The sequence below is a fragment of the Pseudomonas sp. GW821-FHT09E12 genome (genome assembly GCF_059416085.1).
The window spans coordinates 79,237-103,663 of sequence record NZ_JBWKOM010000012.1 but is presented as its reverse complement, the minus strand read 5'-3'; the positions used below and the strand labels follow the sequence as shown (position 1 = coordinate 103,663).

Genomic DNA, 24,427 nt, shown 5'->3' with positions numbered 1-24,427 from the left:
GGAGTTCCTTCCTTGCTTATGCGTGAAACCCCCGTAGTGATTGCCGGCCCGGTCGGCCAACTGGAAGCCCTGTATCTGGATGTCGCCGACGCCCGTGGCGTGGCGTTGATCTGCCATCCGAACCCGGTGCAGGGCGGCACCATGCTCAACAAGGTGGTCTCGACCCTGCAACGTACCGCGCGTGACGCTGGCCTGATCACCTTGCGTTTCAACTACCGTGGCGTCGGCGCCAGCGAAGGCAGCCATGACATGGGCAGTGGTGAAGTCGACGACGCGCAGGCGGCGGCCGAATGGCTGCGAGCCAGGCACCCGGACTTGCCGATGACCCTGCTCGGCTTCTCCTTCGGCGGCTTCGTCGCCGCCAGCCTCGGCGGGCGCCTGGAGGCCCGCGGCGAGCCGCTCAAGCACCTGTTCATGGTTGCCGCCGCCGTGATGCGTTTGCGCGATAGTGACCTGCTGCCGCAGAACTGCCCGCTGACCCTGATCCAGCCGGAAACCGACGAAGTGGTCGACCCGCAGCTGGTCTATGACTGGTCCGACGCGCTTGAGCGCCCCCATGAGCTGCTGAAAGTGGCAGAATGCGGACACTTTTTTCATGGCAAGCTCACCGATCTCAAGGATCTGGTGCTGCCACGACTCTCGAATTGATTGCAGTCTGATAAGCGATTACCCATGACTACTCGTACGCGCATCCTCACCGGCATCACCACCACCGGCACGCCGCACCTGGGCAACTACGCCGGCGCCATCCGCCCGGCGATCCTCGCCAGCCGCGACAACAATGCCGACTCGTTCTACTTCCTGGCCGACTATCACGCGCTGATCAAGTGCGATGACCCGCTGCGTATCCAGCGCTCGCGCCTGGAAATCGCCGCGACCTGGCTGGCCGGTGGCCTGGATGTGGAGCGCGTGACTTTCTATCGCCAGTCGGACATCCCGGAAATCCCGGAGCTGACCTGGTTGCTGACCTGCGTGGCGGCCAAGGGCCTGCTCAACCGTGCTCACGCCTACAAGGCTTCGGTGGATAAAAACGTCGAGACCGGCGAAGACCCGGACGCCGGCATCACCATGGGCCTGTACAGCTACCCGGTGCTGATGGCCGCGGACATCCTGATGTTCAACGCCCACAAGGTACCGGTCGGTCGCGACCAGATCCAGCACGTGGAAATGGCCCGTGATATCGGCCAGCGCTTCAACCATCTGTTCGGCCAGGGCAAAGAGTTCTTCACCATGCCCGAGGCGCTGATCGAGGAAAGCGTTGCCACCTTGCCGGGCCTCGATGGCCGCAAGATGTCCAAGAGCTACGACAACACCATTCCGTTGTTCAGCAGCGCCAAGGACATGAAGGACGCGATCTCGCGCATCGTCACCGACTCCCGTGCTCCAGGCGAAGCCAAGGACCCGGACAACGCTCACCTGTTCACCCTGTTCCAGGCTTTCGCGACGCCGGCCCAGGCTGACGAATTCCGCAGCGAACTGCTGCAGGGCCTGGGTTGGGGCGAGGCGAAGAATCGTCTGTTCCAGCTGCTGGACAACCAGTTGGGCGAGGCGCGTGAGCGTTATCACCAGTTGATCGAGCGTCCTTCGGACCTGGAAGACATCCTCCAGGCCGGCGCCAAGAAAGCCCGCGCCGTGGCCACGCCATTCCTCAACGAGCTGCGCGAGGCCGTGGGCCTGCGTTCGTTCGTCAATCAGGTACAAGTGGCGGCGACCACCAAGAAGAAAGCGGCCAAGGCCGCGCGCTTCGTCAGCTTCCGCGAAGACGACGGCAGCTTCCGCTTCCGCCTGCTGGCCGCCGATGGCGAGCAACTGTTGCTGTCGCGCAACTTCGCCGACGGCAAGACCGCAGGTGCAGTGACCAAGCAACTGCAATCCGGCCAGGCTCTGGATCTGCGCAGTGAAGTGCTGGGTTTCAGCGTGTGGCTGGAAGGCGAGTGCGTGGCCGACAGCCCGGCCTTTGCCGACGCGGCGGCCCGCGATGCGGCGATCGAGGCGCTGCGCGTCGCCCTGGCGCCTGTGCAGGACTAACCGCAATCTCCCGACCAAGGGCTGATTGCCATTCTCAAGGGCCGTCGCTACAGTGACGGCCCGTTTTTGTTGCCTTGCTAACGAATTATGACGCCCCTAGAACGATACCAAGCTGATCTGAAACGCCCGGAGTTCTTCCACGACGCCGCGCAGGAAACCGCCGTGCGTCATTTGCAGCGCCTGTACGACGATCTGATCGCCGCGTCGAACAACAAGCCGGGCCTGTTGGGCAAGCTGTTTGGCAAGAAAGACCAGGTGCCGGTCAAGGGTCTGTACTTCTGGGGCGGGGTAGGGCGTGGCAAGACGTATCTGGTCGATACCTTCTTTGAAGCCCTGCCGTTCAAGCAAAAGGTCCGTACTCACTTCCACCGCTTCATGAAGCGTGTGCACGAGGAGATGAAGACCCTGGGCGGCGAGAAGAACCCGCTGACCATCATCGCCAAGCGTTTCGCCGACGAGGCCCGGGTGATCTGCTTCGACGAATTTTTCGTTTCCGACATCACCGACGCGATGATCCTCGGCACGCTGATGGAAGAGCTGTTCAAGAACGGCGTGACCCTGGTGGCTACCTCGAACATCGTGCCGGACGGCCTGTACAAGGACGGCCTGCAACGTGCGCGTTTCCTGCCGGCCATTGCCCTGATCAAGCAGCACACCGAGATCGTCAACGTCGACAGTGGCGTCGACTACCGTCTGCGTCACCTGGAGCAGGCCGAGTTGTTCCACTTCCCGCTGGACGAAGCGGCCCACGAAAGCCTGCGCAAGAGCTTCCGCGCGCTGACGCCGGAATGCACCCAGGCGGTGGAAAACGATGTGCTGATCGTCGAGAACCGCGAAATCCGCGCCTTGCGTACCTGCGATGACGTGGCCTGGTTCGACTTCCGCGAACTGTGCGATGGCCCACGCAGCCAGAACGACTACATCGAGCTGGGCAAGATCTTCCACGCCGTGCTGGTCAGCGGTGTCGAGCAGATGAGCGTCGCCACCGACGATATCGCCCGTCGCTTCATCAACATGGTCGACGAGTTCTACGACCGTAACGTCAAGCTGATCATTTCCGCTGAAGTCGAGCTCAAGGATCTGTACACCGGCGGCCGCCTGACCTTCGAGTTCCAGCGCACCCTCAGCCGTCTGCTGGAAATGCAGTCCCACGAGTTCCTCTCGCGGGCGCACAAGCCTTAACGGTTTCCGGATAAAAAGAAGGGCCTGCATTGCAGGCCCTTTTTCATTTACGCGGCTTGTTGGTGAAACTGCTGCCGGTACTGGTTCGGTGACAGCTCGGTGTGCTGGCGGAACAGGCGGGCGAAGAAGCTCGCATCGTCATAGCCGACCTCGTAGCTGATGGTCTTGATGCTCTTGCGCGTTCCCGAGAGCAGGCCCTTGGCGGTTTCGATGCGCAGGCGCTGCAGGTAATGCAGGGGTTTGTCGCCGGTGGCGGTCTGGAAGCGGCGCATGAAATTGCGAATGCTCATGCCATGTTCGCGGGCCACGTCCTCGAAGCGGAACTTGTCGGCGAAATGCTCTTCGAGCCAGTGCTGGATCTGCAGGATGATCACGTCCTGGTGCAGCTTCTGGCCGCCAAAGCCGATACGCCCCGGGGAATAGCTGCGCTGCACTTCATAGAGGATGTCGCGGGCCACGGCCTGGGCGACGTTGGCGCCGCAGAAGCGCTCGATCAGATAGATGTACAGGTCACAGGCCGAAGTGGTGCCGCCAGCGCAATACAGGTTGTCGGCGTCGGTCAAGTGCTTGTCCTGATTGAGCTGGACCTTGGGGAAGCGCTCGCTGAAGGCATTGAAGAAACGCCAGTAAGTGGTGGCTTCCTTGCCGTCGAGCAACCCGGCTTCGGCCAGCCAGAACACCCCGGTGGCCTCGCCGCAAAGCACGGCGCCGCGGGCGTGTTGCTGGCGCAGCCAGGGCAGGATCTGTGGATAACGTTGGCAGAGGGTTTCGAAATCGTCCCAGAACGCGGGGAGGATGATCACGTCGGTATCTTCCAGGCCGCCGTCCACCGGCATGATCACGTTGCTGAAACTACATACCGGTTTGCCATCGGGGCTGACCAGGCGGGTTTCGAAGGCCGGGGTCAGGCCCTGGCCCAGCTGCTTGCCGTAACGCAGGCTGGCCAGATGGAAGAAATCCTTGGCTTGCATGAGGGTGGAGGCGAAAACCCGGTCGATCGCCAGGATGCTGACGCGCCGCAAGGGCGTGGAGGTTTGGTTAGACATAATTAAATTGTTCTTATAGGGGAAAGTGGTCACCAGACGGCTGGATCGTCTTATTTTTTGTCGGATGTGTCCAGTGTCCTGTGTCGTACGCGTGGGCTTAGGCTCTGTGGGCCAATCCCGGCTAACAATAACGACAGGTGGCCCCATGATCCCCAGAACCTTGTTCAGCTCCGAGCACGAACTCTTTCGTGACAGCGTACGTACCTTCCTGGAAAAGGAGGCCGTGCCATTCCATGGGCAATGGGAAAAACAGGGCTACATCGACCGCGCCTTGTGGAACAAGGCCGGTGAGGCGGGAATGCTCTGCTCCCATCTCCCCGAGGAGTACGGCGGACTGGGGGCTGACTTTCTCTACAGCGCGGTAGTGATCGAGGAGGTAGGGCGCCTTGGTCTGACCGGTATCGGCTTCTCCCTGCATTCCGATATCGTCGCGCCTTACATCCTGCATTACGGCAGCGAGGAGCTTAAGCACAAGTACTTGCCGAAACTGGTGTCCGGCGAGATGGTCACGGCCATCGCCATGACCGAGCCGGGCGCCGGCTCCGACCTGCAGGGGGTCAAGACCACTGCGGTGCTGGACGGCGACGACTATGTGATCAACGGTTCCAAGACCTTTATCACCAACGGCTACCTGGCCGATCTGGTGATTGTCGTGGCCAAGACCGATCCGAAGGCCGGCGCCAAGGGCACCAGCCTGTTCCTGGTGGAGGCTGATACGCCCGGCTTTTCCAAGGGCAAACGCCTGGAAAAGGTCGGTATGAAGGCTCAGGACACTTCCGAACTGTTCTTCCAGGACGTCCGCGTGCCCAAGGAAAATCTGCTGGGGCAGGCCGGAATGGGCTTTGCCTACCTGATGCAGGAGTTGCCGCAGGAGCGTTTGACGGTGGCGGTAGGCGGTCTGGCGTCAGCCGAGGCGGCATTGCAGTGGACCCTGGAGTACACCCGCGAGCGCAAGGCTTTCGGCAAATCGATCGCCGACTTCCAGAGCACCCGCTTCAAATTGGCGGAAATGGCCACTGAGATCCAGATCGGCCGGGTCTTCGTCGACCGCTGTCTGGAATTGCATCTGCAAGGCAAGCTCGATGTACCGACCGCCGCCATGGCCAAGTACTGGGGCACGGACCTGCAATGCAAGGTGCTCGACGAATGCGTGCAGTTGCACGGCGGTTACGGCTTCATGTGGGAGTACCCGGTGGCCCGGGCCTGGGCGGATGCGCGGGTGCAGCGGATCTATGCCGGGACCAACGAGATCATGAAGGAAATCATTGCGCGTTCCCTGTAGCGCGTTGTCTCCCGCGTAGAGGCGAGCTTGGCGGGCCAGCTCGCTTCTATTCGGGAGGGCAGGTTACGGCGCCGGGTTCGGGTGGTCCTTGTGGATCGCCTCGATGCCGGCCAGCACCTCATTCGACAGCTTCAGCTCGAGACTGGCGATATTGCTGTCCAGTTGTTCGAGGGTGGTCGCACCAATAATGTTGCTGGTGACGAACGGTTGCTGAGTGACGAATGCCAGGGCCATTTGCGCCGGGTCCAGGCCATGCTCGCGGGCCAGGGCGACATAGCGGCTGCAGGCCGCTTCCGATTGCGGGTTGAAGTAGCGGCTGAAGCGGCTGTACAGGCTCAGGCGGCCTTTGGCCGGGCGCGCGCCGCCTTCGTATTTGCCGGAGAGGAAGCCGAACGCCAGTGGCGAATAGGCCAGCAATCCACATTGTTCGCGAATGGCGATTTCCGCCAGGCCCACTTCAAAGCTGCGGTTGAGCAGGTTGTAGGGGTTCTGGATCGATACCGCCCGTGGCCAGCCGCGGCTCTCGGCGAGGGCCAGGAACTTCATGGTGCCCCAGGGCGTTTCGTTGGACAGGCCAATGTGGCGGATCTTGCCGGCCTTGACTTGCTCATCCAGGGCTTTGAGGGTTTCCTCCAGCGGGGTGAAGTCTTCTTCCTTGTGCTTGTAGCCCAGTTGGCCGAAGAAGTTGGTGCTGCGCTCTGGCCAGTGCAACTGGTAGAGGTCGATCCAGTCGGTCTGCAGGCGCTTGAGGCTGGCATCCACGGCTTGGACTATGTGCTTGCGGTTGTGTTTGAGCTGGTTGTCGCGGATGTAGTCGATGGTGTTGCCGGGGCCGGCGATCTTGCTGGCGAGGATCCAGTCGGCGCGATCGCCGCGAGCCTTGAACCAGTTGCCGATGTAGCGCTCGGTGGTGGCATAGGTTTCGGCCTTTGGCGGCACCGGGTACATCTCCGCGGTGTCGATGAAATTGATCCCGGCAGCCTTGGCCCGTTCGATCTGGGCGAAGGCCTCGGACTCGTTGTTTTGCTCGCCCCAGGTCATGGTTCCCAGGCAGATTGCACTCACGTTCAGGTCGGTCCGGCCTAGCTGGCGATAGTCCATCGGGTGCTCCTTCGGCAAAACAATCATAAAAGCAGGTTGAATTTTTTTTCGCAATCTGCATAATTCCGCAGCTCTTTCTGCAGTGGAAGTGATGCGCCGCCTGCCGAAGAATCTTGCCGTATAACGGACGCGCTGACCCGAGCCCCCGATAGCGTCTGTATCCGGCTGCCTTTGACTTGTCAAAGTACGCACTATTCAGTAAGATCCGCCGTCTAATTTACAGGGCGGCCCCTGAGGCTATAAAGAATGAAAACTTTTACTGCTAAACCGGAAACAGTTAAGCGCGACTGGTTTGTCGTCGACGCTGCTGGTCAGACCCTGGGTCGTCTGGCCACCGAAATCGCGAGCCGTCTGCGTGGCAAGCACAAGCCTGAGTACACCCCTCACGTCGACACCGGTGACTACATCGTCGTGATCAACGCTGAGCAAGTACGTGTTACTGGCGCTAAAACCACTGACAAAATGTACTACTCCCACTCCGGTTTCCCGGGCGGCATCAAGTCGATCAACTTTGAAAAGCTGATCGCCAAGGCCCCTGAGCGCGTGATCGAGACCGCGGTAAAAGGCATGCTGCCTAAGAACCCGCTGGGTCGCGACATGTACCGTAAGCTGAAAGTCTATGCGGGCGCTGCACACCCTCATACTGCTCAGCAGCCCCAAGAACTGAAGATTTAACGGAATAGTTCATTATGTCGGCGACTCAAAATTACGGCACTGGCCGTCGCAAGACTGCAACCGCACGCGTTTTCCTGCGTCCGGGCACTGGCAACATCTCCATCAACAACCGCTCCCTGGATAACTTCTTCGGCCGCGAAACTGCCCGCATGGTAGTTCGTCAGCCGCTGGAGCTGACCGAGACCGTCGAGAAGTTCGACATCTACGTCACCGTTATCGGCGGTGGTGTGAGTGGCCAAGCTGGCGCAATCCGCCACGGCATCACTCGCGCTCTGATGGATTACGACGAAACTCTGCGCAGCGCTCTGCGTAAAGCCGGTTTCGTAACCCGTGACGCACGTGAAGTTGAACGTAAGAAAGTTGGTCTGCGTAAAGCGCGTAAGCGTCCGCAGTACTCGAAGCGTTAATTCGCTTTCGCGTTCAAAAAACGCCCAGTCTCCTTGCGGAGCTGGGCGTTTTTTTATGGGCGATTATTTTGCGCTGTGACAACTTGCCACATCTGCAGAGCCCCTATACTACAGGGCTTGGGGCAGGGCCAAGTTGGTAATTACCTTGTCAGAGTAGGGGCTTTTCATTACCATTCGGCAAAATTTTTATAAGTTCAGATTTTTACTTAGTAGATGCCTGATTTAACAGGCCACAAAGCTGATGGGAGAGGACTGAATGAGCAATGACGGCGTGAATGCAGGCCGGCGTCGCTTCCTTGTAGCAGCCACATCCGTGGTGGGTGCTGCAGGAGCGGTGGGGGCTGCGGTCCCGTTCGTGGGGTCATGGTTTCCCAGTGCCAAGGCGAAAGCCGCAGGGGCACCGGTGAAAGTGAATATCAGCAAGATCGATCCAGGTCAGCAGATGATTGCTGAGTGGCGTGGTCAGCCGGTATTCATCGTCCGCCGTACACAGGAAATCCTGGGGAATCTCAAAAAGATCGAGGGTCAACTTTCCGACCCCGACTCCAAGAACTCTGTCCAACCAACCTACGTCGACCCGGAAGTGCGTTCGATCAAGCCAGAGATTCTGCTGCTGATCGGTATCTGCACCCACCTGGGTTGCTCACCGACTTTCCGCCCTGAAGTGGCGCCTGCGGATCTGGGCAAGGATTGGGTAGGTGGCTATTTCTGCCCTTGCCACGGTTCCCACTACGATCTGGCTGGCCGCGTCTACAAGTCGCAACCTGCGCCTTTGAACCTGCCAGTACCCCCGCATTCCTATGAGTCGGACGACCTTATTGTCATCGGCGTCGATACGGAGAAAGCGTGATGAGCAAGTTCATGGATTGGGTTGATGCGCGCTTCCCCGCGACCAAAATGTGGGAAGACCATCTCAGCAAGTATTACGCCCCGAAGAACTTCAACTTCTTCTACTTCTTTGGTTCCCTGGCTCTGCTGGTTCTGGTTAACCAGATCGTCACCGGTGTCTGGCTGACCATGAGCTACACCCCGTCGGCGGAAGAGGCTTTCGCTTCCGTCGAATACATCATGCGCGACGTCGAGTACGGCTCGATCCTGCGTCTGTTGCACTCCACTGGCGCCTCGGCGTTCTTCATCGTGGTTTATCTGCACATGTTCCGTGGCCTGCTCTACGGTTCCTACCAGAAGCCGCGTGAGCTGGTGTGGCTGTTCGGCATGCTGATCTACCTGGCGCTGATGGCCGAAGCCTTCATGGGCTACCTGCTGCCTTGGGGGCAAATGTCCTACTGGGGTGCCCAGGTGATCATCTCGCTGTTTGGTGCGATCCCGGTCATCGGTAACGACCTGACCCAGTGGATTCGTGGTGACTACCTGATTTCCGGTATTACCCTGAACCGCTTCTTCGCCTTGCACGTAGTGGCCCTGCCAATCGTGATTCTCGGTCTGGTAGTGCTGCACATCCTGGCGCTGCACGAAGTGGGTTCGAACAACCCGGATGGTGTGGACATCAAGAAGCACAAAGACGAAAACGGCGTACCGCTGGATGGCATCGCTTTCCACCCGTACTACACCGTGAAAGACATCGTCGGCGTGGTGGTGTTCCTGTTCATCTTCTGCTCGATCGTGTTCTTCTTCCCGGAAATGGGTGGTTATTTCCTCGAGAAGCCGAACTTCGAACAGGCCAACCCGTTCAAGACGCCTGAGCATATTGCCCCGGTTTGGTACTTCACCCCGTTCTACGCGATTCTGCGCGCGGTTCCAGACAAGCTGCTGGGTGTGATTGCGATGGGTGCGGCGATCGCCGTGTTGTTCGTGCTGCCATGGCTCGATCGCAGCCCGGTCAAATCCATGCGCTACAAGGGTTGGCTGAGCAAGATCTGGCTGGTGGTGTTCTGCATCTCGTTCGTGATCCTGGGGATCCTCGGCGTTCTGGCACCGACGCCGGGTCGCACGCTGCTGTCGCAGGTATGTACCTTCCTGTACTTCGCCTACTTCATTCTGATGCCGTTCTATACCAGGCTCGAGAAGACCAAACCGGTTCCGGAAAGGGTGACTGGCTGATGAAAAAGCTATTTGCTGTACTGATTCTTGCTGCTATGCCTGTACTGTCCTTCGCGGCCGAACACGGTGGTCCCGAGCTGGAAAAAGTCGACATCGACGTCTCCGACAAGGCCGCCATGCAGGATGGCGCACGGACATTCGCCAACTACTGCATGGGCTGCCACAGCGCCAAGTTCCAACGCTATGAGCGCGTTGCCGACGATCTGGGGATTCCTCACGATCTGATGATGAGCAAGCTGGTGTTCACTGGTGCGAAAATCGGCGATCACATGAGCATCGGCATGCAGCCGGCTGACGCCAAGACCTGGTTCGGTGCGGCTCCGCCCGACCTGACCCTGGTGGCTCGTGTGCGTGGTACCGACTGGCTCTATGGCTACCTGCGCTCCTTCTACGAAGACCCTGCGCGTCCATGGGGCGTGAACAACAAGGTCTTCCCGAACGTGGGTATGCCTAACGTCCTGGTCGGCCTGCAGGGTCGCCAGGTTGTTGGCTGCAAACAGGTGCAGATCGTCGAAGACGGCAAGAAGCAATACGATCCGCTGACTGGTACCGCTTTGACCCATGAAGCCTGCGACCAACTGACCGTGCTGCCAAAAACCGGCACGCTCAACGAAGAGCAGTTCGACGAGAAGGTCAAGAACCTGGTGACCTTCCTGGCCTACTCGGCCAACCCGGTCAAGCTGGAGCATCAACGTATCGGCACCTATGTGTTACTGTATCTGGCCTTCTTCTTCGTGTTCGCCTATCTGCTCAAGCGCGAATACTGGAAAGACGTTCATTGATAAAGCTGTAATTCATTGCTGTTAATCGTGCGCGCCCAAGGGCGTCTCTGAAGGTGTAACGAGTCTGGATCATCCAGGCGTTACGGGAGGCGCCCTCTGGGCGCGCTCGTTTTTCTGCTTCCGATAATTTCAACAAGCGAGGAGGACCGCCATGGGCGTGACCAATCGGTTGGCCTGTTACTCCGACCCCGCCGACCACTATTCCCACCGGGTACGTATCGTGCTCGCAGAGAAGGGTGTCAGCGCCGAGATCATCAGTGTGGAGGCGGGGCGTCAGCCGCCGAAGCTGATCGAAGTGAACCCTTACGGCAGTCTGCCCACCCTGGTCGATCGTGACCTGGCGTTGTGGGAGTCGACCGTGGTGATGGAATATCTGGATGAGCGTTACCCGCACCCGCCACTACTGCCGGTTTACCCAGTGGCGCGTGCCAACAGCCGTCTGCTGATTCATCGGATCCAGCGTGACTGGTGTGGGCTGGTGGATCTGATCCTGGATTCCCGGACCAAGGAAGCCGCTCGGGCTCAGGCTCGCAAAGAGCTGCGCGAGAGCCTGACCGGCGTTTCGCCGCTGTTCGCGGAGAAGCCGTTTTTCCTCAGTGAGGAACAAAGTCTGGTGGATTGCTGCCTATTACCAATACTCTGGAGATTACCGATTCTGGGTATTGAATTGCCACGGCAAGCCAAGCCGTTGCTTGATTACATGGAGCGCCAGTTCGCCCGTGAGACGTTCCAGGCAAGTCTGTCTGGCGTCGAACGCGACATGCGCTAAGGCTTAAGGAGCCGCTATGAACTCCAGTCGACCTTATCTGGTCCGCGCGCTCTACGAGTGGATTGTGGACAACGATTGCACCCCGCATATGCTGGTCAATTCCGAATACCCGGCGGTGCAGGTGCCTCAGGGTTTCGCCAGTGACGGACAGATCGTCCTGAATATTTCGCCGAGTGCCGTGCGCCATTTGCATATGGATAACGAGGTGGTGACTTTCGAGGGGCGCTTCGGTGGCGTCCCGCATAGCTTGTACGTCCCTGTGCCGGCGATCCTGGGCATTTACGCCCGGGAGAATGGTCAGGGTATGGTGTTCGATCTGGAGTCGCCCGTGGATGACGAGGACGATGAAATCGAGCCGGATGATGATATTCCACCACCGGATAACGAGCCGCCGCGTCCAAGCGGTCGACCGAGTCTGAAGGTCGTGAAGTAATAAAAAAGGCGATCCATCCGGATCGCCTTTTTTGTGCTCGTACCTTTCGCCTGCATCAGTCGATGTATTCGAACAGTTTGACGATTTTCTGCACGCCGGAAACGCCCTGTACCAGATTGGTCGCCTGGGTGGCTTCCTGTTGAGTCAGCAGGCCCAGCAGGTAGACGATGCCGTTTTCCGTCACGACCTTGATGCGCGAGCCTGGAATGCTGGCATCGGTCAGCATCTGGGTCTTGATCTTGGTGGTCAGCCAGGCATCGTTCTGCCGGGCCAGCAGGGAAGAGGGCGGCAGAACCTGCAGTTCGTTGTGGACTTTCTTCACCCGTTGCACGGCGCTGGCGGCCTGCTCGGCGAGTGTCTTGAGGTCGGCGCGCGGGGTCTGGCCAGCCAGCAGGACGATGCCGTTGAAGCTGGTCACCACGATGTGCGAATTGTGGTCCAGGTCCGGACTGGCCTTGGCGACGTTCACTTCGACTTTGGTCTGGATCAGTGAGTCATCGATCTTGCTGCCGAAGGTGCGGGTGCCGCGGTCATCTTCGATCGGGCTTTCGCGGGTGGCGGTAATCACCGAGCTGCAACCGCTGATGCTCAAGGCTAGGGTCAGGGCCAGTAGGCCAAGGCGATTAGGGGTCATTCTTCACTCCCGAACAGTTGGCTGTCGATCAAGTCGCAGAGGCAGTGGATCGCCAGCAGGTGGACTTCCTGGATACGTGCAGTGACATTGGCCGGTACGCGAATCTCGACATCTTCCGGCAATAGCAGGGACGCCATGCCGCCGCCATCGCGACCGGTCAATGCTACGACAATCATTTCGCGATCATGTGCGGCCTGGATCGCTTGAATAATATTCGCCGAGTTGCCGCTGGTGGAGATCGCCAGCAGGACATCGCCAGGCTGGCCCAGGGCGCGAATCTGCTTGGAAAAGACTTCGTTGTAGCTGTAGTCGTTGGCGATCGAGGTAATCGTCGAGCTGTCGGTGGTCAGCGCAATGGCTGGCAGGCTCGGGCGCTCGCGCTCGAAACGGTTGAGCAGTTCGGAGGAGAAGTGCTGGGCATCGCCGGCCGAGCCACCATTGCCGCAGGAAAGCATTTTTCCTTCGTTGAGCAGGGCGTTGACCATGACCTGGCTGGCTTGCTCGATGTGCGGTGCAAGTACGTCCATCGCCTGCTGCTTGGTGTCGATACTGGCCTGAAAAAGCTGGCGAATTCGGGATTGCATGTCCATCTGTGTGACCTTAAGTGGCGCGGCTTTCTGGCACATGAATGTGCTGCCCGCAAAGCAAAGAGCAAAAATGTTGAGTGAAAATGTCCGGCTCGGCCCGAGAGCGTCGATCAGCTTTCAAAGGCATTCCGTAGCCAGTTCAAATGAGTGGTTGTACCTGGGGCGCTGTCTATGGCGACCACATCGAAACGGCAAGAGTGGTTGGACCAGCGCGACTCGCGCTGCAGGAAAAACTGTGCGGCGAGTATCAGTTTCTGACGCTTGCGTGCGTCGATGCTGCCTAGTGCGCCACCCCATTGCGTGTGTTGTCTGTAGCGGACTTCGACGAATACTACTGTATCGCCGTCAAGCATGACCAGATCAAGCTCGCCGTGTTTGCACAACCAGTTCTGCGCCAGCAGGCGCAGCCCCTGTTGTTCAAGATGCCGGAGCGCTTGGGCTTCGGCATCCTGACCGCTTTGCTGGCGTGATCGTTGTGGCATTAACGCTGGGTGTCAGGCAGGCGAGTGATCTGGCCGCTGACGAACTCGGCCCATGGCAACTGGCGTTGAACACGCTGGCTCGGGCTCATGGTCAGGCTGCCCGACAGGCCTTCGATGCGGCTGTCCGGCAGGGCCTTGAGTTGCCCCAGGCGTGGTGCCAGGCGGTAGGCGTCGGCGCCCATCGCATACAGTCGACCCAGGCTGCCACCGGCTTGTGGCCATTGCGCGGCGACCTGTCGGCGCAGCGGGTCATTGGCATCCAGCAGCCAAGGCGTCTCGCAGAAGCGTATGCCGTTCATGTCGTTGTACTGGTTCTGGTCGCCGCTGGCGCTGAAGACATGAGAGGTGGCGTAGACAGGTACATCGCCGGCGTACTGGAAGTTCAGGGTCGGCTTGATCTGTTGTGCCTGTTGCGGAGTGGATGCCAGGAAAATGAACTCGATGTCCTGGCGACGCGAAGGTTGTGCGGCCACTTGAGTGCCAGCGGCGTTCTGCAAGCTCTTGGCGCGGGCTTCGCTCTGGCGCAGTTGGAACAGGTCGGCAATCTGCTGGGCCAGGGCTACCGGCTGATCGACGCGTTCGATACCGACCACGCTACCGCCGTTACTTTCCCAGTCCTGATGGAAAGCCTTGAGCACGCGATCGCCCCATTCGCCGCGTGGCACCAGGACCGCAGCGCGGTGCAGGCCGTCGGCGCGGGCGCGGCGGGAGACTTCGCGAGCTTCGTCTTCGGCGGCCAGGCCGAACTGGAACAGTTGCGCGGGGCCTTGCTCGCCTTCGCTGTAGTTCAGCGCCAGGGTGGTGATAGGCAATTGCGGGCGCGCAGCGAGCTGTTTGACCAGTGGTTTTTCCAGCGGGCCGACGACCAGTTGCACGCCATCTGCCTGGGCCTTGCGATAGAAGTCATCCAGCGAAGTCAGGCGCGAGCTGTCGTAGAACTCGATGCTGGGTGGTTTCTGACCGGCTTGCTGGGCCTGATAGTGCGCGGCCATGAAGCCATCGCGCAGGGCCTTGGAGACCGCGGCCAGCGGGCCGTCCTGCGGCAACAGCAGGGCGATCTTGGACAGCGGCTGGCTGGCCAGCTCCTTGAGTTTGGTCAGCGGCAGCGGCAGCTGAATGGCCGCCGGATGCTTGGGGTTCTGTGCGCGCCAGTTGTCGATGGCGGCCTGCTGTTGTTCCAGGGTGCCGGCAGTCTTCACTGCCAGCGCCAGGCTCATCCAGCCGCCCAGGTCATCGTTGCCGACGGCTTGCAGTTGATCAGTCGGCAGGCTGGCAATCAACGCCCAGATGGCTTCGTGGTTCTTGCTCGCGGTGTCGTCCTTGAGCAGTGGCGCAATGAAAATGCGCTCCCGTGCCGCAGCGAGGGCCTGGCCGTCAGCCTCTAGTGCGCGAGCGTGGACAGTGCCGGTGCGGATTTGCTGCTCTTCCGGCAGTTCGCTCAGGCGTTGCAGGCTCGGGTGGCTCAGGGCAGTCAGGGCGGCCTTTGGCTGGTTGCGAGTCATGGCCAGCTCGGCGGCCAGGGTGCTGGCGAAAACCTGCTGGCCGGGCTTGAGTTGCTCCATCGGCACTTGTTGCAGGATTTGCGCGGCCTGGCCGGCGTTGCCCTGGCGATAGGCCAGGTCGGCAGCGCTCAAGCGCAGCAGGGCTGCCTTGTCGGGTGTTTTGCTGTTGGCGGCCTGTTCGAGCAGTTGCTCGATGCTGGCATCCGGGGTCCGTGGAAGTTCGCCAAGGCTGGAGGAGGGCGAGCTGGCGCAAGCTGCCAGAAGAGCAGCAAGGCATAAGGCAGAGAACAGCCGCAGGCAAGCGATCATGTAAGTGTTCCTGATACTCGATCAAATTAGCGTGGAATTGTACCCAAGCACTGGCCGGGGCGCGATGTTACTGGCAATAAACCGTCTATTTTAGGTCGAGCAAATGTTGCAGTGCTTTAGAACCACAGGCGCTGTCGCAGGCGTGAGGTGCCTGCGACACGCATTCCGAAGGCTTCTACGCGCTACAATGGTGCTTTTACCGATCAAGAGGTGTGCGCTTTGACTGCTCCAGGTCCTTTGAATTCCGCTGCTGGCTCGCTTTATGTGGTGGCGACGCCCATCGGCAACCTGGACGACATCAGTGCCCGGGCCTTGAAGATCTTGCGTGAGGTGGCGCTGATTGCCGCCGAAGACACGCGCCACTCGCAACGCTTGATGCAGCACTTCGGGATTTCTACACCGCTGGCCGCCTGTCATGAACATAACGAACGGGATGAAGGCAGTCGTTTTCTCACGCGTCTGTTGGCGGGAGACAGCGTTGCACTGATTTCCGACGCGGGCACGCCGTTGATCTCCGATCCGGGTTACCACCTGGTGCGTCAGGCGCGTGCGGCGGGTATCAATGTCGTTCCTGTTCCTGGGGCCTGCGCTCTGATTGCGGCCTTGTCGGCGGCGGGGCTGCCTTCCGATCGTTTTATCTTCGAGGGCTTTCTGCCGGCCAAGGCGGTAGGGCGGCGCGGGCGTCTTGAGCTATTAAAGGAAGAGCCGCGCACGCTGATTTTCTATGAGGCGCCACACCGTATTCTCGAGTGCTTGCAGGATATGGAGTCGGTGTTCGGTGGCGAGCGTCCGGCATTGCTGGCCCGGGAGCTGACCAAGACCTTTGAAACCCTCAAGGGGCTGCCGCTTTCGGAGTTGCGGGCTTTCGTCGAGGCAGACAGCAATCAGCAGCGTGGTGAATGCGTGGTGCTGGTAGCGGGATGGTCAGTGCCGGAGAGCGACGAGGCTGTGAGCAGTGAGGCGATGCGGGTTCTCGACCTGCTGCTCAACGAGATGCCGCTCAAGCGTGCCGCGGCATTGGCGGCGGAAATTACCGGCGTGCGCAAGAATGTGCTCTATCAAGTGGCGCTGGATAAACAGAAAGGCGAGTAAACACGATCGGCGGAATGGCAAAAGGCTTTTATCCCTTGTTCTTCCGCCGCTCTGCCGTTAACCTGCGCGGCGGAGAGTCGATTGGACAGTCGCTGCCCTCTATGAAAATTAGAGGGGGGAGGAAAGTCCGGGCTCCATAGGGCGGAGTGCCAGGTAATGCCTGGGAGGCGCGAGCCTACGGAAAGTGCCACAGAAAATAACCGCCTAAGCACTTCGGTGCCGGTAAGGGTGAAAAGGTGCGGTAAGAGCGCACCGCACGTCTGGCAACAGTTCGTGGCTAGGTAAACCCCACTCGGAGCAAGACCAAATAGGGTTCCAAGGCGTGGCCCGCGCTGGAACCGGGTAGGTTGCTAAAGATGTCCAGTGATGGCCATCGTAGAGGAATGACTGTCCTCGACAGAACCCGGCTTACAGATCGACTCTCCACCTTTTCCCTCCCTGCTTGAATCAATAGCAGAAGCGCTTTTGTAATACCGAAAAGATCTTACTCTTAACAAATTACTTTAACTTCGCGATACAGCTTCTTGAGCTGATTGAAGTTATTGCGCCAAATCCTTCGCCAAATTCCCGTTACCCCTCCTTTTAGTCTCCTAAATCTCCGTTCTATAAGGCTTTTCCGTCGCTCCGTGCCTTGACGGTGTGGTGGGCGCATTCCTATAGTGTGCGCAAGTGGCGGAAAGTGGCATGAAGTGGGTTTTTTGGACGTAAAACGCTAAAATTTGGAGAAACGCTGACGTGTTTCGCGGAGCTAACGCTATCAGTCTCGACGCAAAGGGCCGACTCGCCATGCCGAGCCGGTACCGTGACGAGCTCGTTTCGCGTAGTTCCGGGCAACTTATCGTCACTATTGATGCCGTTGATCCGTGTTTGTGTGTCTACCCCCTCGACGAGTGGGAAATTATTGAAACCAAACTGCGCGCGCTGCCTTCGCTACGTGAAGAAAACCGTCGCTTGCAGCGTTTGCTGATTGGTAATGCCGTCGACCTCGAACTCGATGGCAGTGGTCGTTTTCTGGTTCCGCCGCGTCTGCGCGAATATGCCAAGTTGGATAAGCGCGCAATGTTGGTAGGCCAATTGAACAAGTTCCAACTGTGGGACGAGGATGCCTGGAATGCTGTTTCCGCAGCGGACCTGGCAGCTATTCAACAACCGGGCGCCATGCCTGATGAACTGCGTGATTTGATCCTGTGACTATTGATAGCGGCTTTAACCACATCACCGTACTGCTTGACGAAGCCGTCGAGGCTCTCGCCGTACGTCCTGATGGCTGCTATCTGGATGGCACCTTCGGTCGCGGTGGTCATAGTCGTCTGATCCTCAGCAAACTCGGGCCGGATGGCCGGCTGCTCGGATTCGACAAAGATCCTCAAGCGATTGCCACCGGGCAAGCGCTAGCGGCCGAAGACGGCCGCTTTGTCGTTGTGCAGCGCAGCTTTGCCGAACTGGGCTCGGAAGTGGCCGAGCGCGGCCTGGATGGCAAGGTCAGCGGCGTGCTGCTCGACCTGGGCGTGTCTTCGCCGCAGCTCGACGATCCTGAGCGCGGCTTCAGTTTTCTCAATGATGGTCCCCTGGATATGCGTATGGACCCGTCCCGTGGCATCAGCGCGGCGGAGTTCGTCAACACCGCGCCGGTGGAAGAAATCGCCCGTGTATTCAAGGAATACGGCGAAGAGCGTTTCTCCGGTCGTATGGCCCGCGCCGTGGCTGAGCGCCGCGACATCAAGCCGTTCGAACGCACCGCCGACCTGGCGGAAGTCTTGAAAGTCGCCAACCCGGCCTGGGAAAAGGGCAAGAACCCGGCAACCCGTGCGTTCCAGGGGCTGCGCATTCATGTCAACAACGAACTGGGCGATCTGGAAGCCGGCCTCGAAGCCGCGCTGGAGTGCCTGGAGGTCGGCGGCCGTCTGGTGGTCATCAGTTTTCACTCGCTGGAAGACCGCATCGTCAAACTGTTCATGCGCAAGCTGGTGAAGGGCGAGGCGGACAACCTGCCTCGCAACCTGCCGGTACGCCACGTGGCTTTCGAGCCGAAAGTCAAAGTCCATGGCAAAGCGCAGACGGCCTCCGATGCCGAGCTCAAGGCCAACCCGCGTTCCCGTAGTGCTGTCATGCGCGTTGCGGAGAAGCTGCGGTGAGCAAGCTTTTCGCCAAGCCACTTCCAGGCGGAAGCTTTTTCATGCTTCTGCTGTTCATCGGCGTCCTGGTGTCCGCGATTGCGGTGTCCTATAGCGCCCACTGGAATCGACAGTTGCTCAACACGCTGTACGGTGAGTTGAGTGTGCGTGACAAGGCACAAGCGGAGTGGGGCCGGCTGATTCTCGAACAAAGCACCTGGACCGCCCATAGCCGGATCGAAGTGCTGGCCACCGAACAACTGAAAATGCGCATTCCCGGCGCGGCAGAAGTCCAGATGGTGGCGCCATGATGAAGCTTGAAGGCGCACTCTTCCCCTGGCGGTTCCGCCTGGTGCTGGGCTTGCTCGGCATCATGGTGGCGGCGATCGCCTGGCGCATCATCGATCTGCAGGTCGTCGATCGCGACTTCCTCAAGGGGCAGGGCGATGCGCGCAGCGTTCGGCATATTCCGATCCCGGCTCACCGTGGCTTGATCACCGACCGTAACGGCGAGCCGCTGGCAGTCAGTACGCCAGTGACCACCCTGTGGGCCAACGCCAAGGAAATGCAGCTGGCCAAGGACAAGTGGCCGGCATTGGCTGCTGCCTTGGGGCAAGACCCCAAGGCGCTGGCCGAGCGCCTTGAAGCGCAAGCCAATAAAGAATTCATCTACCTGGTGCGCGGCCTAACGCCCGAGCAGGGCCAGCAAGTTCTCGATCTCAAAGTGCCGGGGGTGTATGGCATCGAAGAGTTCCGGCGCTTCTACCCGGCCGGCGAAGTGACCGCGCATATGGTCGGCTTTACCGACATCGACGATCGCGGCCGCGAAGGGGTCGAACTGGCTTATGACGAGTGGCTCGCCGGAGTTCCGGGCAAGCGCCAGGTCATCAAGGACCGGCGCGGCAGACTGATCAAGGATGTCCAGGTCACCAAAAACGCCAAGGCCGGCAAGCCCTTGGCGTTGTCGATTGACCTGCGCCTGCAATACCTGGCCAACCGCGAGCTGCGCAATGCCATCGTCGAGAACGGCGCCAAGGCCGGCAGCCTGGTCATCATGGACGTGAAGACCGGCGAGATCCTGGCCATGGTCAATCAGCCGACCTACAACCCGAACAATCGTCGCAACCTGCAACCGGCGATGATGCGCAACCGCGCCATGATCGACGTGTTCGAGCCGGGTTCGACCATGAAAGCCATCTCCATGAGCGCGGCGCTGGAAACCGGCCGCTGGAAACCGAGCGACACCGTCGAGGTTTATCCAGGCACGCTGCAGATCGGCAAATACACCATTCGTGACGTATCCAAGAGTGAAGGCGCGGTACTCGACCTGACCGGGATTCTGATCAATTCCAGTAACGTCGGCATGAGCAAGATCGCCTTCGATATCGGTGGCGAAGCCATCTTCCGCCTGGCCCAGAAAATCGGTCTTGGCCAGGACACCGGCCTCGGCTTCCCGGGCGAACGTGTCGGCAACCTGCCGAATTATCGTGAATGGCGCAAGGCCGAGACAGCCACGCTGTCGTATGGCTACGGCATTTCGGTGACCGCGATCCAGCTGGTTCACGCCTTCTCGGCCCTGGCCAATAACGGTCGCATCGCTCCGCTGACTCTGATCAAAACCGACAGGACACCGGAAACCGCCCAGGTGATTCCGGAAAAGGTCGCCAAGACCATGCAAGGCATGTTGCAGCAGGTGATCGAGGCGCCGCGTGGCGTGTTCCGTGCCCAGGTACCGGCTTATCACGTGGCCGGCAAGAGTGGTACTGCGCGTAAGACTTCGGTCGGTACCAAGGGTTATGCCGAGAACTCCTACCGCTCCCTGTTCGCCGGTTTCGGCCCGATGAGCGATCCGCGCTACGCCATCGTCGTGGTGATCGACGAGCCGAGCAAGGCTGGTTACTTCGGTGGTCTGGTATCGGCGCCGGTGTTCAGCAAAGTGATGTCCGGCACCCTGCGTCTGATGAATATCTCGCCGGACAACCTGCCACCTACCCAACAAGCCAATGCGGCACCAGCTAAAGGAGGGCGCGGCTGATGTCTCTTAGCCTGAACAAAATTTTCGCCCACGCTGGTCGTGATCTGCTGATTCGCGAGCTGACTCTGGACAGCCGTAATGTGCGCGCCGGCGATCTGTTTCTCGCGGTGCCTGGCGGCAAGTTCGATGGTCGTGCGCACATCGCCGACGCCTTGCAGCGCGGTGCGGCTGCGGTGGCTTATGAAGTCGAAGGCGCGACCGTCCTGCCGATTACCGACGTGCCGCTGATTCCGGTCAAAGGCCTGGCGGCGCAGCTGTCGGATATCGCCGGGCGTTTTTATGGCGACCCGAGCCGCAACCTCAACCTGATTGGCGTGACCGGTACCAACGGCAAGACCAGCGTGACCCAGTTGGTGGCGCAGGCACTCGATCTGCTGGGCCAGCACTGCGGCATTGTCGGCACCCTCGGCAGCGGTTTTTATGGCGCGCTGCAAAGCGGCATGCACACCACGCCGAACCCGATTGCCGTGCAGGCCACCCTGGCCGACCTGAAAAAGGCCGGCGCCAAGGCCGTGGCGATGGAAGTGTCGTCCCATGGTCTGGACCAGGGGCGAGTCAGTGCTCTGGCCTTCGACGTGGCGGTGCTGACCAACCTGTCTCGCGATCATCTGGATTATCACGGCACCATGGAAGCCTACGGCTCCACTAAGGCCAAGCTGTTCGGCTGGACCGATCTGGGGTGCCGTGTCATCAACCTCGACGATGACTTCGGTCGGCTGCTGGCCAGTGACGAACAGGATTCGCGGTTGATTACCTACAGTCTCGAGGATCCGCGGGCTTATCTGTACTGCCGCGAAGCGCAATTCGACGACGAAGGCGTGCGTGCAATCCTGGTGACTCCGCAGGGCGAACATCATCTGCGTAGCACCTTGCTCGGTCGTTTCAACCTGAGCAACGTGCTGGCCGCTGTCGGCGCCTTGCTCGGCCTGGATTACGCCCTCGACGAAATCCTTAACGTACTGCCGAAACTGGAAGGCCCGGCCGGTCGCATGCAGCGCTTGGGCGGTGGTTCGCAACCGCTGGTGGTGGTCGATTACGCCCACACCCCGGATGCCCTGGAAAAGGTATTGCTGGCCCTGCGTCCCCATGCCAAGGGCCGTTTGCTGTGCCTGTTCGGCTGCGGCGGCGATCGCGATCGTGGCAAGCGTCCGCTGATGGCGGAAGTGGTCGAGCGTCTGGCCGATGGCGTTCTGGTCACCGACGACAACCCGCGCACGGAAGATCCGGCGCAGATTTTCGACGACATTCGTGCCGGCTTCAGCGCAGTGGACAAGGTCGAGTTCGTTTCCGGTCGCGGCCTGGCCATTGCCCAGTTGGTCGCCGGCGCTTCGGCGGACGACGTGATTGTCCTGGCCGGTAAAGGTCATGAGGACTATCAGGAAATCAATGGCGTGCGTCTCGACTTCTCTGACCTGGTGGAAGCCGATCGAGCGCTGACCGTGTGGGAGGTGGCCCATGCTTAAGGCCCTGAAACTCAGTGAGCTGAGCGGACCGCTGGCGGGGCGCCTGCTGGCTGGCGATTGCAGCTTCGATGGCGTGAGCATCGACAGCCGGGCGATCAAGCCGGGCCAACTCTTTATTGCCCTGGCCGGCCCACGTTTCGACGGGCACGACTACCTGAATGAAGTCGCCGCCAAAGGCGCCGTCGGTGCCCTGGTCGAACGCGAAGTGCCAGACAGCACGCTGCCGCAGCTGCTGGTCAGCGATACCCGGCAGGCGCTCGGCCAACTGGGGGCGTTGAATCGCGCGGCTTTCACCAAGCCGGTAGCGGCGATTACCGGCTCCAGCGGCAAGACCACGGTCAAGGAAATGCTTGCGAGCATCCTGCGCACGCGCGGGCCGGTGCTTGCCACGCGCGGCAATTTGAACAACGACCTGGGCGCGCCCTTGACCCTGCTGGAACTGGCCCCGGAGCACACCGCGGCCGTGATCGAGCTGGGGGCTTCGCGCATCGGCGAAATTGCCTACACCGTGGGGATGACCAAGCCGCAGGTCGCCATCATCAATAATGCCGGTACCGCTCATGTGGGCGAGTTTGGCGGGCCGGAGAAAATCGTCGAGGCCAAGGGCGAGATCCTTGAAGGGCTGGATGCTTCCGGTACCGCTGTGCTCAACCTCGACGACAAGGCCTTCCCTATCTGGAAAGCCCGCGCCGCTGGCCGTCAGGTGCTGAGTTTTGCCCTGACCAACAATGCCGCCGACTTTTACGCCTCGGATATCCAGCGCGATGCCCGTGGCTGCCCGAACTTCACCCTGCACGCGGGCAACGGTTCCGAGCGTGTCCAGTTGAACCTGCTGGGTACCCATAACGTTGCCAATGCCCTGGCCGCTGCCGCTGCCGCGCATGCCCTGGGCGTGTCGTTGTTCGGCATCGCCACCGGGCTCAACGCGGTGCAGCCAGTCAAGGGCCGCACTGTCGCCCAGCTGGCGAAAAACGGCATGCGGGTAATCGACGACACCTATAACGCGAACCCCACGTCAATGTGCGCGGCCGTTGATATACTCGCCGGCTTTTCCGGTCGCACCGTCCTGGTGCTCGGAGATATCGGCGAGTTGGGCGATTGGGCGGAGCAGGGGCACCGCGAAGTGGGTGCTTATGCCGCCGGCAAGGTGTCGGCGCTCTATGCCGTGGGCCCGATGATGACCCACGCGGTCGCCGCCTTCGGTGAGCACGCCCGACACTTCGCCAGCCAGGCCGAGCTGATTGCAGCCCTGGGCGCCGAGCAAGATACAAACACCACTATTTTGATCAAGGGATCGCGCAGCGCGGTGATGGAAAACATCGTCGCGGCTTTGTGTGGTTCCAGCACGGAGAAACATTGATGCTGCTGCTGCTAGCGGAGTACCTGCAACAGTTCTACAAAGGCTTCGCGGTCTTTCAGTACCTGACCCTGCGCGGGATTCTCGGGGTACTGACTGCACTGGTGCTGTCCTTGTGGCTGGGGCCGTGGATGATCCGCACTCTGCAGACCCGTCAGATCGGCCAGGCAGTGCGTAATGACGGTCCGCAATCGCACCTCTCCAAGTCGGGTACTCCGACCATGGGCGGCGCGTTGATTCTTTCGGCAATCGGTATCAGCACCCTGCTGTGGGCCGACTTGAGCAACCGTTATGTGTGGGTGGTGTTGCTGGTCACCCTGCTGTTCGGCGCCATCGGCTGGGTCGATGACTATCGCAAGGTAATCGAGAAGAACTCCCGTGGCTTGCCTAGCCGCTGGAAGTACTTCTGGCAGTCGGTATTTGGCCTGGGCGCGGCGATCTTCCTGTACGTCACCGCACAAACCCCGGTCGAAACCACCTTGCTGATCCCCATGCTCAAGGACGTCAGTATTCCGCTGGGTATCGGCTTCGTGGTCCTGACCTATTTCGTGATCGTCGGCTCCAGCAACGCGGTCAACCTGACCGATGGCCTCGACGGCCTGGCGATCATGCCGACCGTGATGGTAGGCGGTGCCCTGGGCATCTTCTGCTACCTGTCGGGTAACGTGAAATTCGCTGAGTACCTGCTGATTCCTTACGTTCCGGGCGCGGGTGAACTGATTGTGTTCTGCGGCGCGCTGATCGGCGCCGGGCTCGGTTTCTTGTGGTTCAACACTTACCCGGCACAAGTCTTCATGGGCGACGTCGGCGCGCTGGCGCTGGGCGCGGCCCTGGGCACCATCGCGGTGATCGTTCGCCAGGAAATCGTCCTGTTCATCATGGGCGGCGTGTTCGTGATGGAAACCCTGTCAGTGGTCATTCAGGTGGCCTCCTTCAAGTTGACCGGTCGTCGTGTCTTCCGCATGGCGCCGATTCACCACCACTTTGAACTCAAGGGCTGGCCCGAGCCGCGTGTGATCGTCCGTTTCTGGATCATCACCGTGATTCTCGTGCTGATCGGCCTTGCCACCCTGAAGCTGAGGTAGA

The 24,427-nt window shown here is 60.1% G+C and carries 25 protein-coding genes and 1 other RNA gene; 20 read left to right on the top strand and 6 right to left on the bottom strand.

Annotation, left to right across the window (positions count from 1 at the left end):
- Window positions 1-18: 18 nt before the first annotated feature.
- From AC07PQ_RS28510 to zapE, 3 genes are all read left to right on the top strand, one after another.
- Window positions 19-648, top strand: a complete 630-nt coding sequence (locus AC07PQ_RS28510; protein WP_037035259.1) for an alpha/beta hydrolase — start codon at window positions 19-21, stop codon at window positions 646-648.
- A gap of 24 nt (window positions 649-672) precedes the next feature.
- Window positions 673-2,028, top strand: coding sequence for a tryptophan--tRNA ligase (locus AC07PQ_RS28505; protein ID WP_493186619.1), 1,356 nt, complete (start codon window positions 673-675; stop codon window positions 2,026-2,028).
- Between the two features lie 87 nt (window positions 2,029-2,115).
- Window positions 2,116-3,210, top strand: a complete 1,095-nt coding sequence (zapE, locus tag AC07PQ_RS28500; protein WP_007928431.1) for a cell division protein ZapE — start codon at window positions 2,116-2,118, stop codon at window positions 3,208-3,210.
- A gap of 47 nt (window positions 3,211-3,257) precedes the next feature.
- Here the strand turns inward: zapE and AC07PQ_RS28495 are convergent, their stop codons facing one another.
- Entirely contained in the window at window positions 3,258-4,157 is a 900-nt protein-coding gene (locus tag AC07PQ_RS28495) for a GlxA family transcriptional regulator (RefSeq protein ID WP_172963002.1), read from the bottom strand.
- A 244-nt stretch (window positions 4,158-4,401) separates the two neighbouring features.
- Here AC07PQ_RS28495 and AC07PQ_RS28490 point away from each other — a divergent pair, with 244 nt between their 5' ends.
- A complete protein-coding gene (locus tag AC07PQ_RS28490; RefSeq protein ID WP_493186618.1) occupies window positions 4,402-5,538 on the top strand; it encodes an acyl-CoA dehydrogenase family protein in 1,137 nt (378 codons plus the stop codon).
- A 63-nt stretch (window positions 5,539-5,601) separates the two neighbouring features.
- Here AC07PQ_RS28490 and AC07PQ_RS28485 read toward each other — a convergent pair whose 3' ends face one another.
- Window positions 5,602-6,639, bottom strand: a complete 1,038-nt coding sequence (locus tag AC07PQ_RS28485) for an NADP(H)-dependent aldo-keto reductase (protein WP_007928434.1) — start codon at window positions 6,637-6,639, stop codon at window positions 5,602-5,604.
- Window positions 6,640-6,885: 246 nt separating this feature from the next.
- Here AC07PQ_RS28485 and rplM point away from each other — a divergent pair, with 246 nt between their 5' ends.
- From rplM to AC07PQ_RS28450, 7 genes are all read left to right on the top strand, one after another.
- Complete coding sequence (gene rplM, locus AC07PQ_RS28480; protein WP_007928449.1) at window positions 6,886-7,314, top strand: 50S ribosomal protein L13; 429 nt, start codon at window positions 6,886-6,888, stop codon at window positions 7,312-7,314.
- Window positions 7,315-7,328: 14 nt separating this feature from the next.
- Window positions 7,329-7,721, top strand: coding sequence for a 30S ribosomal protein S9 (gene rpsI / locus AC07PQ_RS28475; RefSeq protein ID WP_003228056.1), 393 nt, complete (start codon window positions 7,329-7,331; stop codon window positions 7,719-7,721).
- A 256-nt stretch (window positions 7,722-7,977) separates the two neighbouring features.
- The gene (petA, locus tag AC07PQ_RS28470) at window positions 7,978-8,571 is read left to right on the top strand and encodes a ubiquinol-cytochrome c reductase iron-sulfur subunit (protein WP_007928454.1); all 594 of its coding nucleotides are present in this window, start codon (window positions 7,978-7,980) and stop codon (window positions 8,569-8,571) included.
- A complete protein-coding gene (locus AC07PQ_RS28465; protein WP_007928456.1) occupies window positions 8,571-9,782 on the top strand; it encodes a cytochrome b in 1,212 nt (403 codons plus the stop codon). Before petA ends, AC07PQ_RS28465 begins: the two co-directional genes overlap by 1 nt.
- A complete protein-coding gene (locus AC07PQ_RS28460) occupies window positions 9,782-10,564 on the top strand; it encodes a cytochrome c1 (RefSeq protein WP_007928459.1) in 783 nt (260 codons plus the stop codon). Before AC07PQ_RS28465 ends, AC07PQ_RS28460 begins: the two co-directional genes overlap by 1 nt.
- Window positions 10,565-10,715: 151 nt before the next feature.
- Complete coding sequence (locus AC07PQ_RS28455) at window positions 10,716-11,333, top strand: glutathione S-transferase N-terminal domain-containing protein (RefSeq protein ID WP_007928460.1); 618 nt, start codon at window positions 10,716-10,718, stop codon at window positions 11,331-11,333.
- A 16-nt stretch (window positions 11,334-11,349) separates the two neighbouring features.
- The gene (locus AC07PQ_RS28450; RefSeq protein ID WP_007928461.1) at window positions 11,350-11,766 is read left to right on the top strand and encodes a ClpXP protease specificity-enhancing factor; all 417 of its coding nucleotides are present in this window, start codon (window positions 11,350-11,352) and stop codon (window positions 11,764-11,766) included.
- Window positions 11,767-11,821: 55 nt separating this feature from the next.
- Here the strand turns inward: AC07PQ_RS28450 and AC07PQ_RS28445 are convergent, their stop codons facing one another.
- From AC07PQ_RS28445 to AC07PQ_RS28430, 4 genes are all read right to left on the bottom strand, one after another.
- Complete coding sequence (locus AC07PQ_RS28445) at window positions 11,822-12,400, bottom strand: BON domain-containing protein (protein WP_007928462.1); 579 nt, start codon at window positions 12,398-12,400, stop codon at window positions 11,822-11,824.
- Window positions 12,397-12,990, bottom strand: coding sequence for a phosphoheptose isomerase (locus AC07PQ_RS28440; protein ID WP_007928463.1), 594 nt, complete (start codon window positions 12,988-12,990; stop codon window positions 12,397-12,399). Before AC07PQ_RS28440 ends, AC07PQ_RS28445 begins: the two co-directional genes overlap by 4 nt.
- Before the next feature lie 107 nt (window positions 12,991-13,097).
- Complete coding sequence (locus AC07PQ_RS28435; protein ID WP_493186617.1) at window positions 13,098-13,469, bottom strand: YraN family protein; 372 nt, start codon at window positions 13,467-13,469, stop codon at window positions 13,098-13,100.
- Complete coding sequence (locus tag AC07PQ_RS28430; protein WP_493186616.1) at window positions 13,469-15,280, bottom strand: penicillin-binding protein activator; 1,812 nt, start codon at window positions 15,278-15,280, stop codon at window positions 13,469-13,471. The genes AC07PQ_RS28435 and AC07PQ_RS28430 overlap by 1 nt, the downstream gene beginning before the upstream one ends.
- A gap of 237 nt (window positions 15,281-15,517) precedes the next feature.
- On the opposite strand from AC07PQ_RS28430, the gene rsmI reads away from it, so the two are divergent.
- From rsmI to mraY, 9 genes are all read left to right on the top strand, one after another.
- Window positions 15,518-16,372, top strand: coding sequence for a 16S rRNA (cytidine(1402)-2'-O)-methyltransferase (gene rsmI / locus AC07PQ_RS28425; RefSeq protein WP_493186671.1), 855 nt, complete (start codon window positions 15,518-15,520; stop codon window positions 16,370-16,372).
- Window positions 16,373-16,445: 73 nt separating this feature from the next.
- Window positions 16,446-16,799, top strand: an RNA gene (gene rnpB / locus AC07PQ_RS28420) — RNase P RNA component class A.
- A 308-nt stretch (window positions 16,800-17,107) separates the two neighbouring features.
- On the top strand, window positions 17,108-17,563 hold the full coding sequence (mraZ, locus tag AC07PQ_RS28415) for a division/cell wall cluster transcriptional repressor MraZ (RefSeq protein WP_003205355.1): 456 nt from the start codon (window positions 17,108-17,110) through the stop codon (window positions 17,561-17,563).
- Complete coding sequence (rsmH, locus tag AC07PQ_RS28410; RefSeq protein WP_493186615.1) at window positions 17,560-18,507, top strand: 16S rRNA (cytosine(1402)-N(4))-methyltransferase RsmH; 948 nt, start codon at window positions 17,560-17,562, stop codon at window positions 18,505-18,507. The genes mraZ and rsmH overlap by 4 nt, the downstream gene beginning before the upstream one ends.
- Entirely contained in the window at window positions 18,504-18,797 is a 294-nt protein-coding gene (gene ftsL, locus AC07PQ_RS28405; protein ID WP_009050721.1) for a cell division protein FtsL, read from the top strand. Before rsmH ends, ftsL begins: the two co-directional genes overlap by 4 nt.
- Window positions 18,797-20,521 (top strand): peptidoglycan D,D-transpeptidase FtsI family protein, encoded by a 1,725-nt coding sequence (locus tag AC07PQ_RS28400; protein ID WP_177323803.1) that lies wholly within the window; start codon window positions 18,797-18,799, stop codon window positions 20,519-20,521. Before ftsL ends, AC07PQ_RS28400 begins: the two co-directional genes overlap by 1 nt.
- Entirely contained in the window at window positions 20,521-21,984 is a 1,464-nt protein-coding gene (locus tag AC07PQ_RS28395; RefSeq protein WP_493186614.1) for a UDP-N-acetylmuramoyl-L-alanyl-D-glutamate--2,6-diaminopimelate ligase, read from the top strand. Before AC07PQ_RS28400 ends, AC07PQ_RS28395 begins: the two co-directional genes overlap by 1 nt.
- On the top strand, window positions 21,977-23,344 hold the full coding sequence (locus tag AC07PQ_RS28390; protein WP_493186613.1) for a UDP-N-acetylmuramoyl-tripeptide--D-alanyl-D-alanine ligase: 1,368 nt from the start codon (window positions 21,977-21,979) through the stop codon (window positions 23,342-23,344). The genes AC07PQ_RS28395 and AC07PQ_RS28390 overlap by 8 nt, the downstream gene beginning before the upstream one ends.
- Window positions 23,344-24,426, top strand: a complete 1,083-nt coding sequence (mraY, locus tag AC07PQ_RS28385; protein WP_007928475.1) for a phospho-N-acetylmuramoyl-pentapeptide-transferase — start codon at window positions 23,344-23,346, stop codon at window positions 24,424-24,426. The genes AC07PQ_RS28390 and mraY overlap by 1 nt, the downstream gene beginning before the upstream one ends.
- Window position 24,427: the final 1 nt, after the last annotated feature.

What these genes read in the sequence shown, in the direction of transcription:
- AC07PQ_RS28510 (WP_037035259.1), top strand. Translation starts at nt 19, where the DNA reads ATGCGTGAAACCCCCGTAGTGATTGCCGGCCCGGTCGGCCAACTGGAA.
- AC07PQ_RS28505 (WP_493186619.1), top strand. Translation starts at nt 673, where the DNA reads ATGACTACTCGTACGCGCATCCTCACCGGCATCACCACCACCGGCACG.
- zapE (WP_007928431.1), top strand. Translation starts at nt 2,116, where the DNA reads ATGACGCCCCTAGAACGATACCAAGCTGATCTGAAACGCCCGGAGTTC.
- AC07PQ_RS28490 (WP_493186618.1), top strand. Translation starts at nt 4,402, where the DNA reads ATGATCCCCAGAACCTTGTTCAGCTCCGAGCACGAACTCTTTCGTGAC.
- AC07PQ_RS28485 (WP_007928434.1), bottom strand. Translation starts at nt 6,639, where the DNA reads ATGGACTATCGCCAGCTAGGCCGGACCGACCTGAACGTGAGTGCAATC.
- rplM (WP_007928449.1), top strand. Translation starts at nt 6,886, where the DNA reads ATGAAAACTTTTACTGCTAAACCGGAAACAGTTAAGCGCGACTGGTTT.
- rpsI (WP_003228056.1), top strand. Translation starts at nt 7,329, where the DNA reads ATGTCGGCGACTCAAAATTACGGCACTGGCCGTCGCAAGACTGCAACC.
- petA (WP_007928454.1), top strand. Translation starts at nt 7,978, where the DNA reads ATGAGCAATGACGGCGTGAATGCAGGCCGGCGTCGCTTCCTTGTAGCA.
- AC07PQ_RS28465 (WP_007928456.1), top strand. Translation starts at nt 8,571, where the DNA reads ATGAGCAAGTTCATGGATTGGGTTGATGCGCGCTTCCCCGCGACCAAA.
- AC07PQ_RS28460 (WP_007928459.1), top strand. Translation starts at nt 9,782, where the DNA reads ATGAAAAAGCTATTTGCTGTACTGATTCTTGCTGCTATGCCTGTACTG.
- AC07PQ_RS28455 (WP_007928460.1), top strand. Translation starts at nt 10,716, where the DNA reads ATGGGCGTGACCAATCGGTTGGCCTGTTACTCCGACCCCGCCGACCAC.
- AC07PQ_RS28450 (WP_007928461.1), top strand. Translation starts at nt 11,350, where the DNA reads ATGAACTCCAGTCGACCTTATCTGGTCCGCGCGCTCTACGAGTGGATT.
- AC07PQ_RS28445 (WP_007928462.1), bottom strand. Translation starts at nt 12,400, where the DNA reads ATGACCCCTAATCGCCTTGGCCTACTGGCCCTGACCCTAGCCTTGAGC.
- AC07PQ_RS28440 (WP_007928463.1), bottom strand. Translation starts at nt 12,990, where the DNA reads ATGGACATGCAATCCCGAATTCGCCAGCTTTTTCAGGCCAGTATCGAC.
- AC07PQ_RS28435 (WP_493186617.1), bottom strand. Translation starts at nt 13,469, where the DNA reads ATGCCACAACGATCACGCCAGCAAAGCGGTCAGGATGCCGAAGCCCAA.
- AC07PQ_RS28430 (WP_493186616.1), bottom strand. Translation starts at nt 15,280, where the DNA reads ATGATCGCTTGCCTGCGGCTGTTCTCTGCCTTATGCCTTGCTGCTCTT.
- AC07PQ_RS28400 (WP_177323803.1), top strand. Translation starts at nt 18,797, where the DNA reads ATGAAGCTTGAAGGCGCACTCTTCCCCTGGCGGTTCCGCCTGGTGCTG.
- AC07PQ_RS28395 (WP_493186614.1), top strand. Translation starts at nt 20,521, where the DNA reads ATGTCTCTTAGCCTGAACAAAATTTTCGCCCACGCTGGTCGTGATCTG.
- AC07PQ_RS28390 (WP_493186613.1), top strand. Translation starts at nt 21,977, where the DNA reads ATGCTTAAGGCCCTGAAACTCAGTGAGCTGAGCGGACCGCTGGCGGGG.
- mraY (WP_007928475.1), top strand. Translation starts at nt 23,344, where the DNA reads ATGCTGCTGCTGCTAGCGGAGTACCTGCAACAGTTCTACAAAGGCTTC.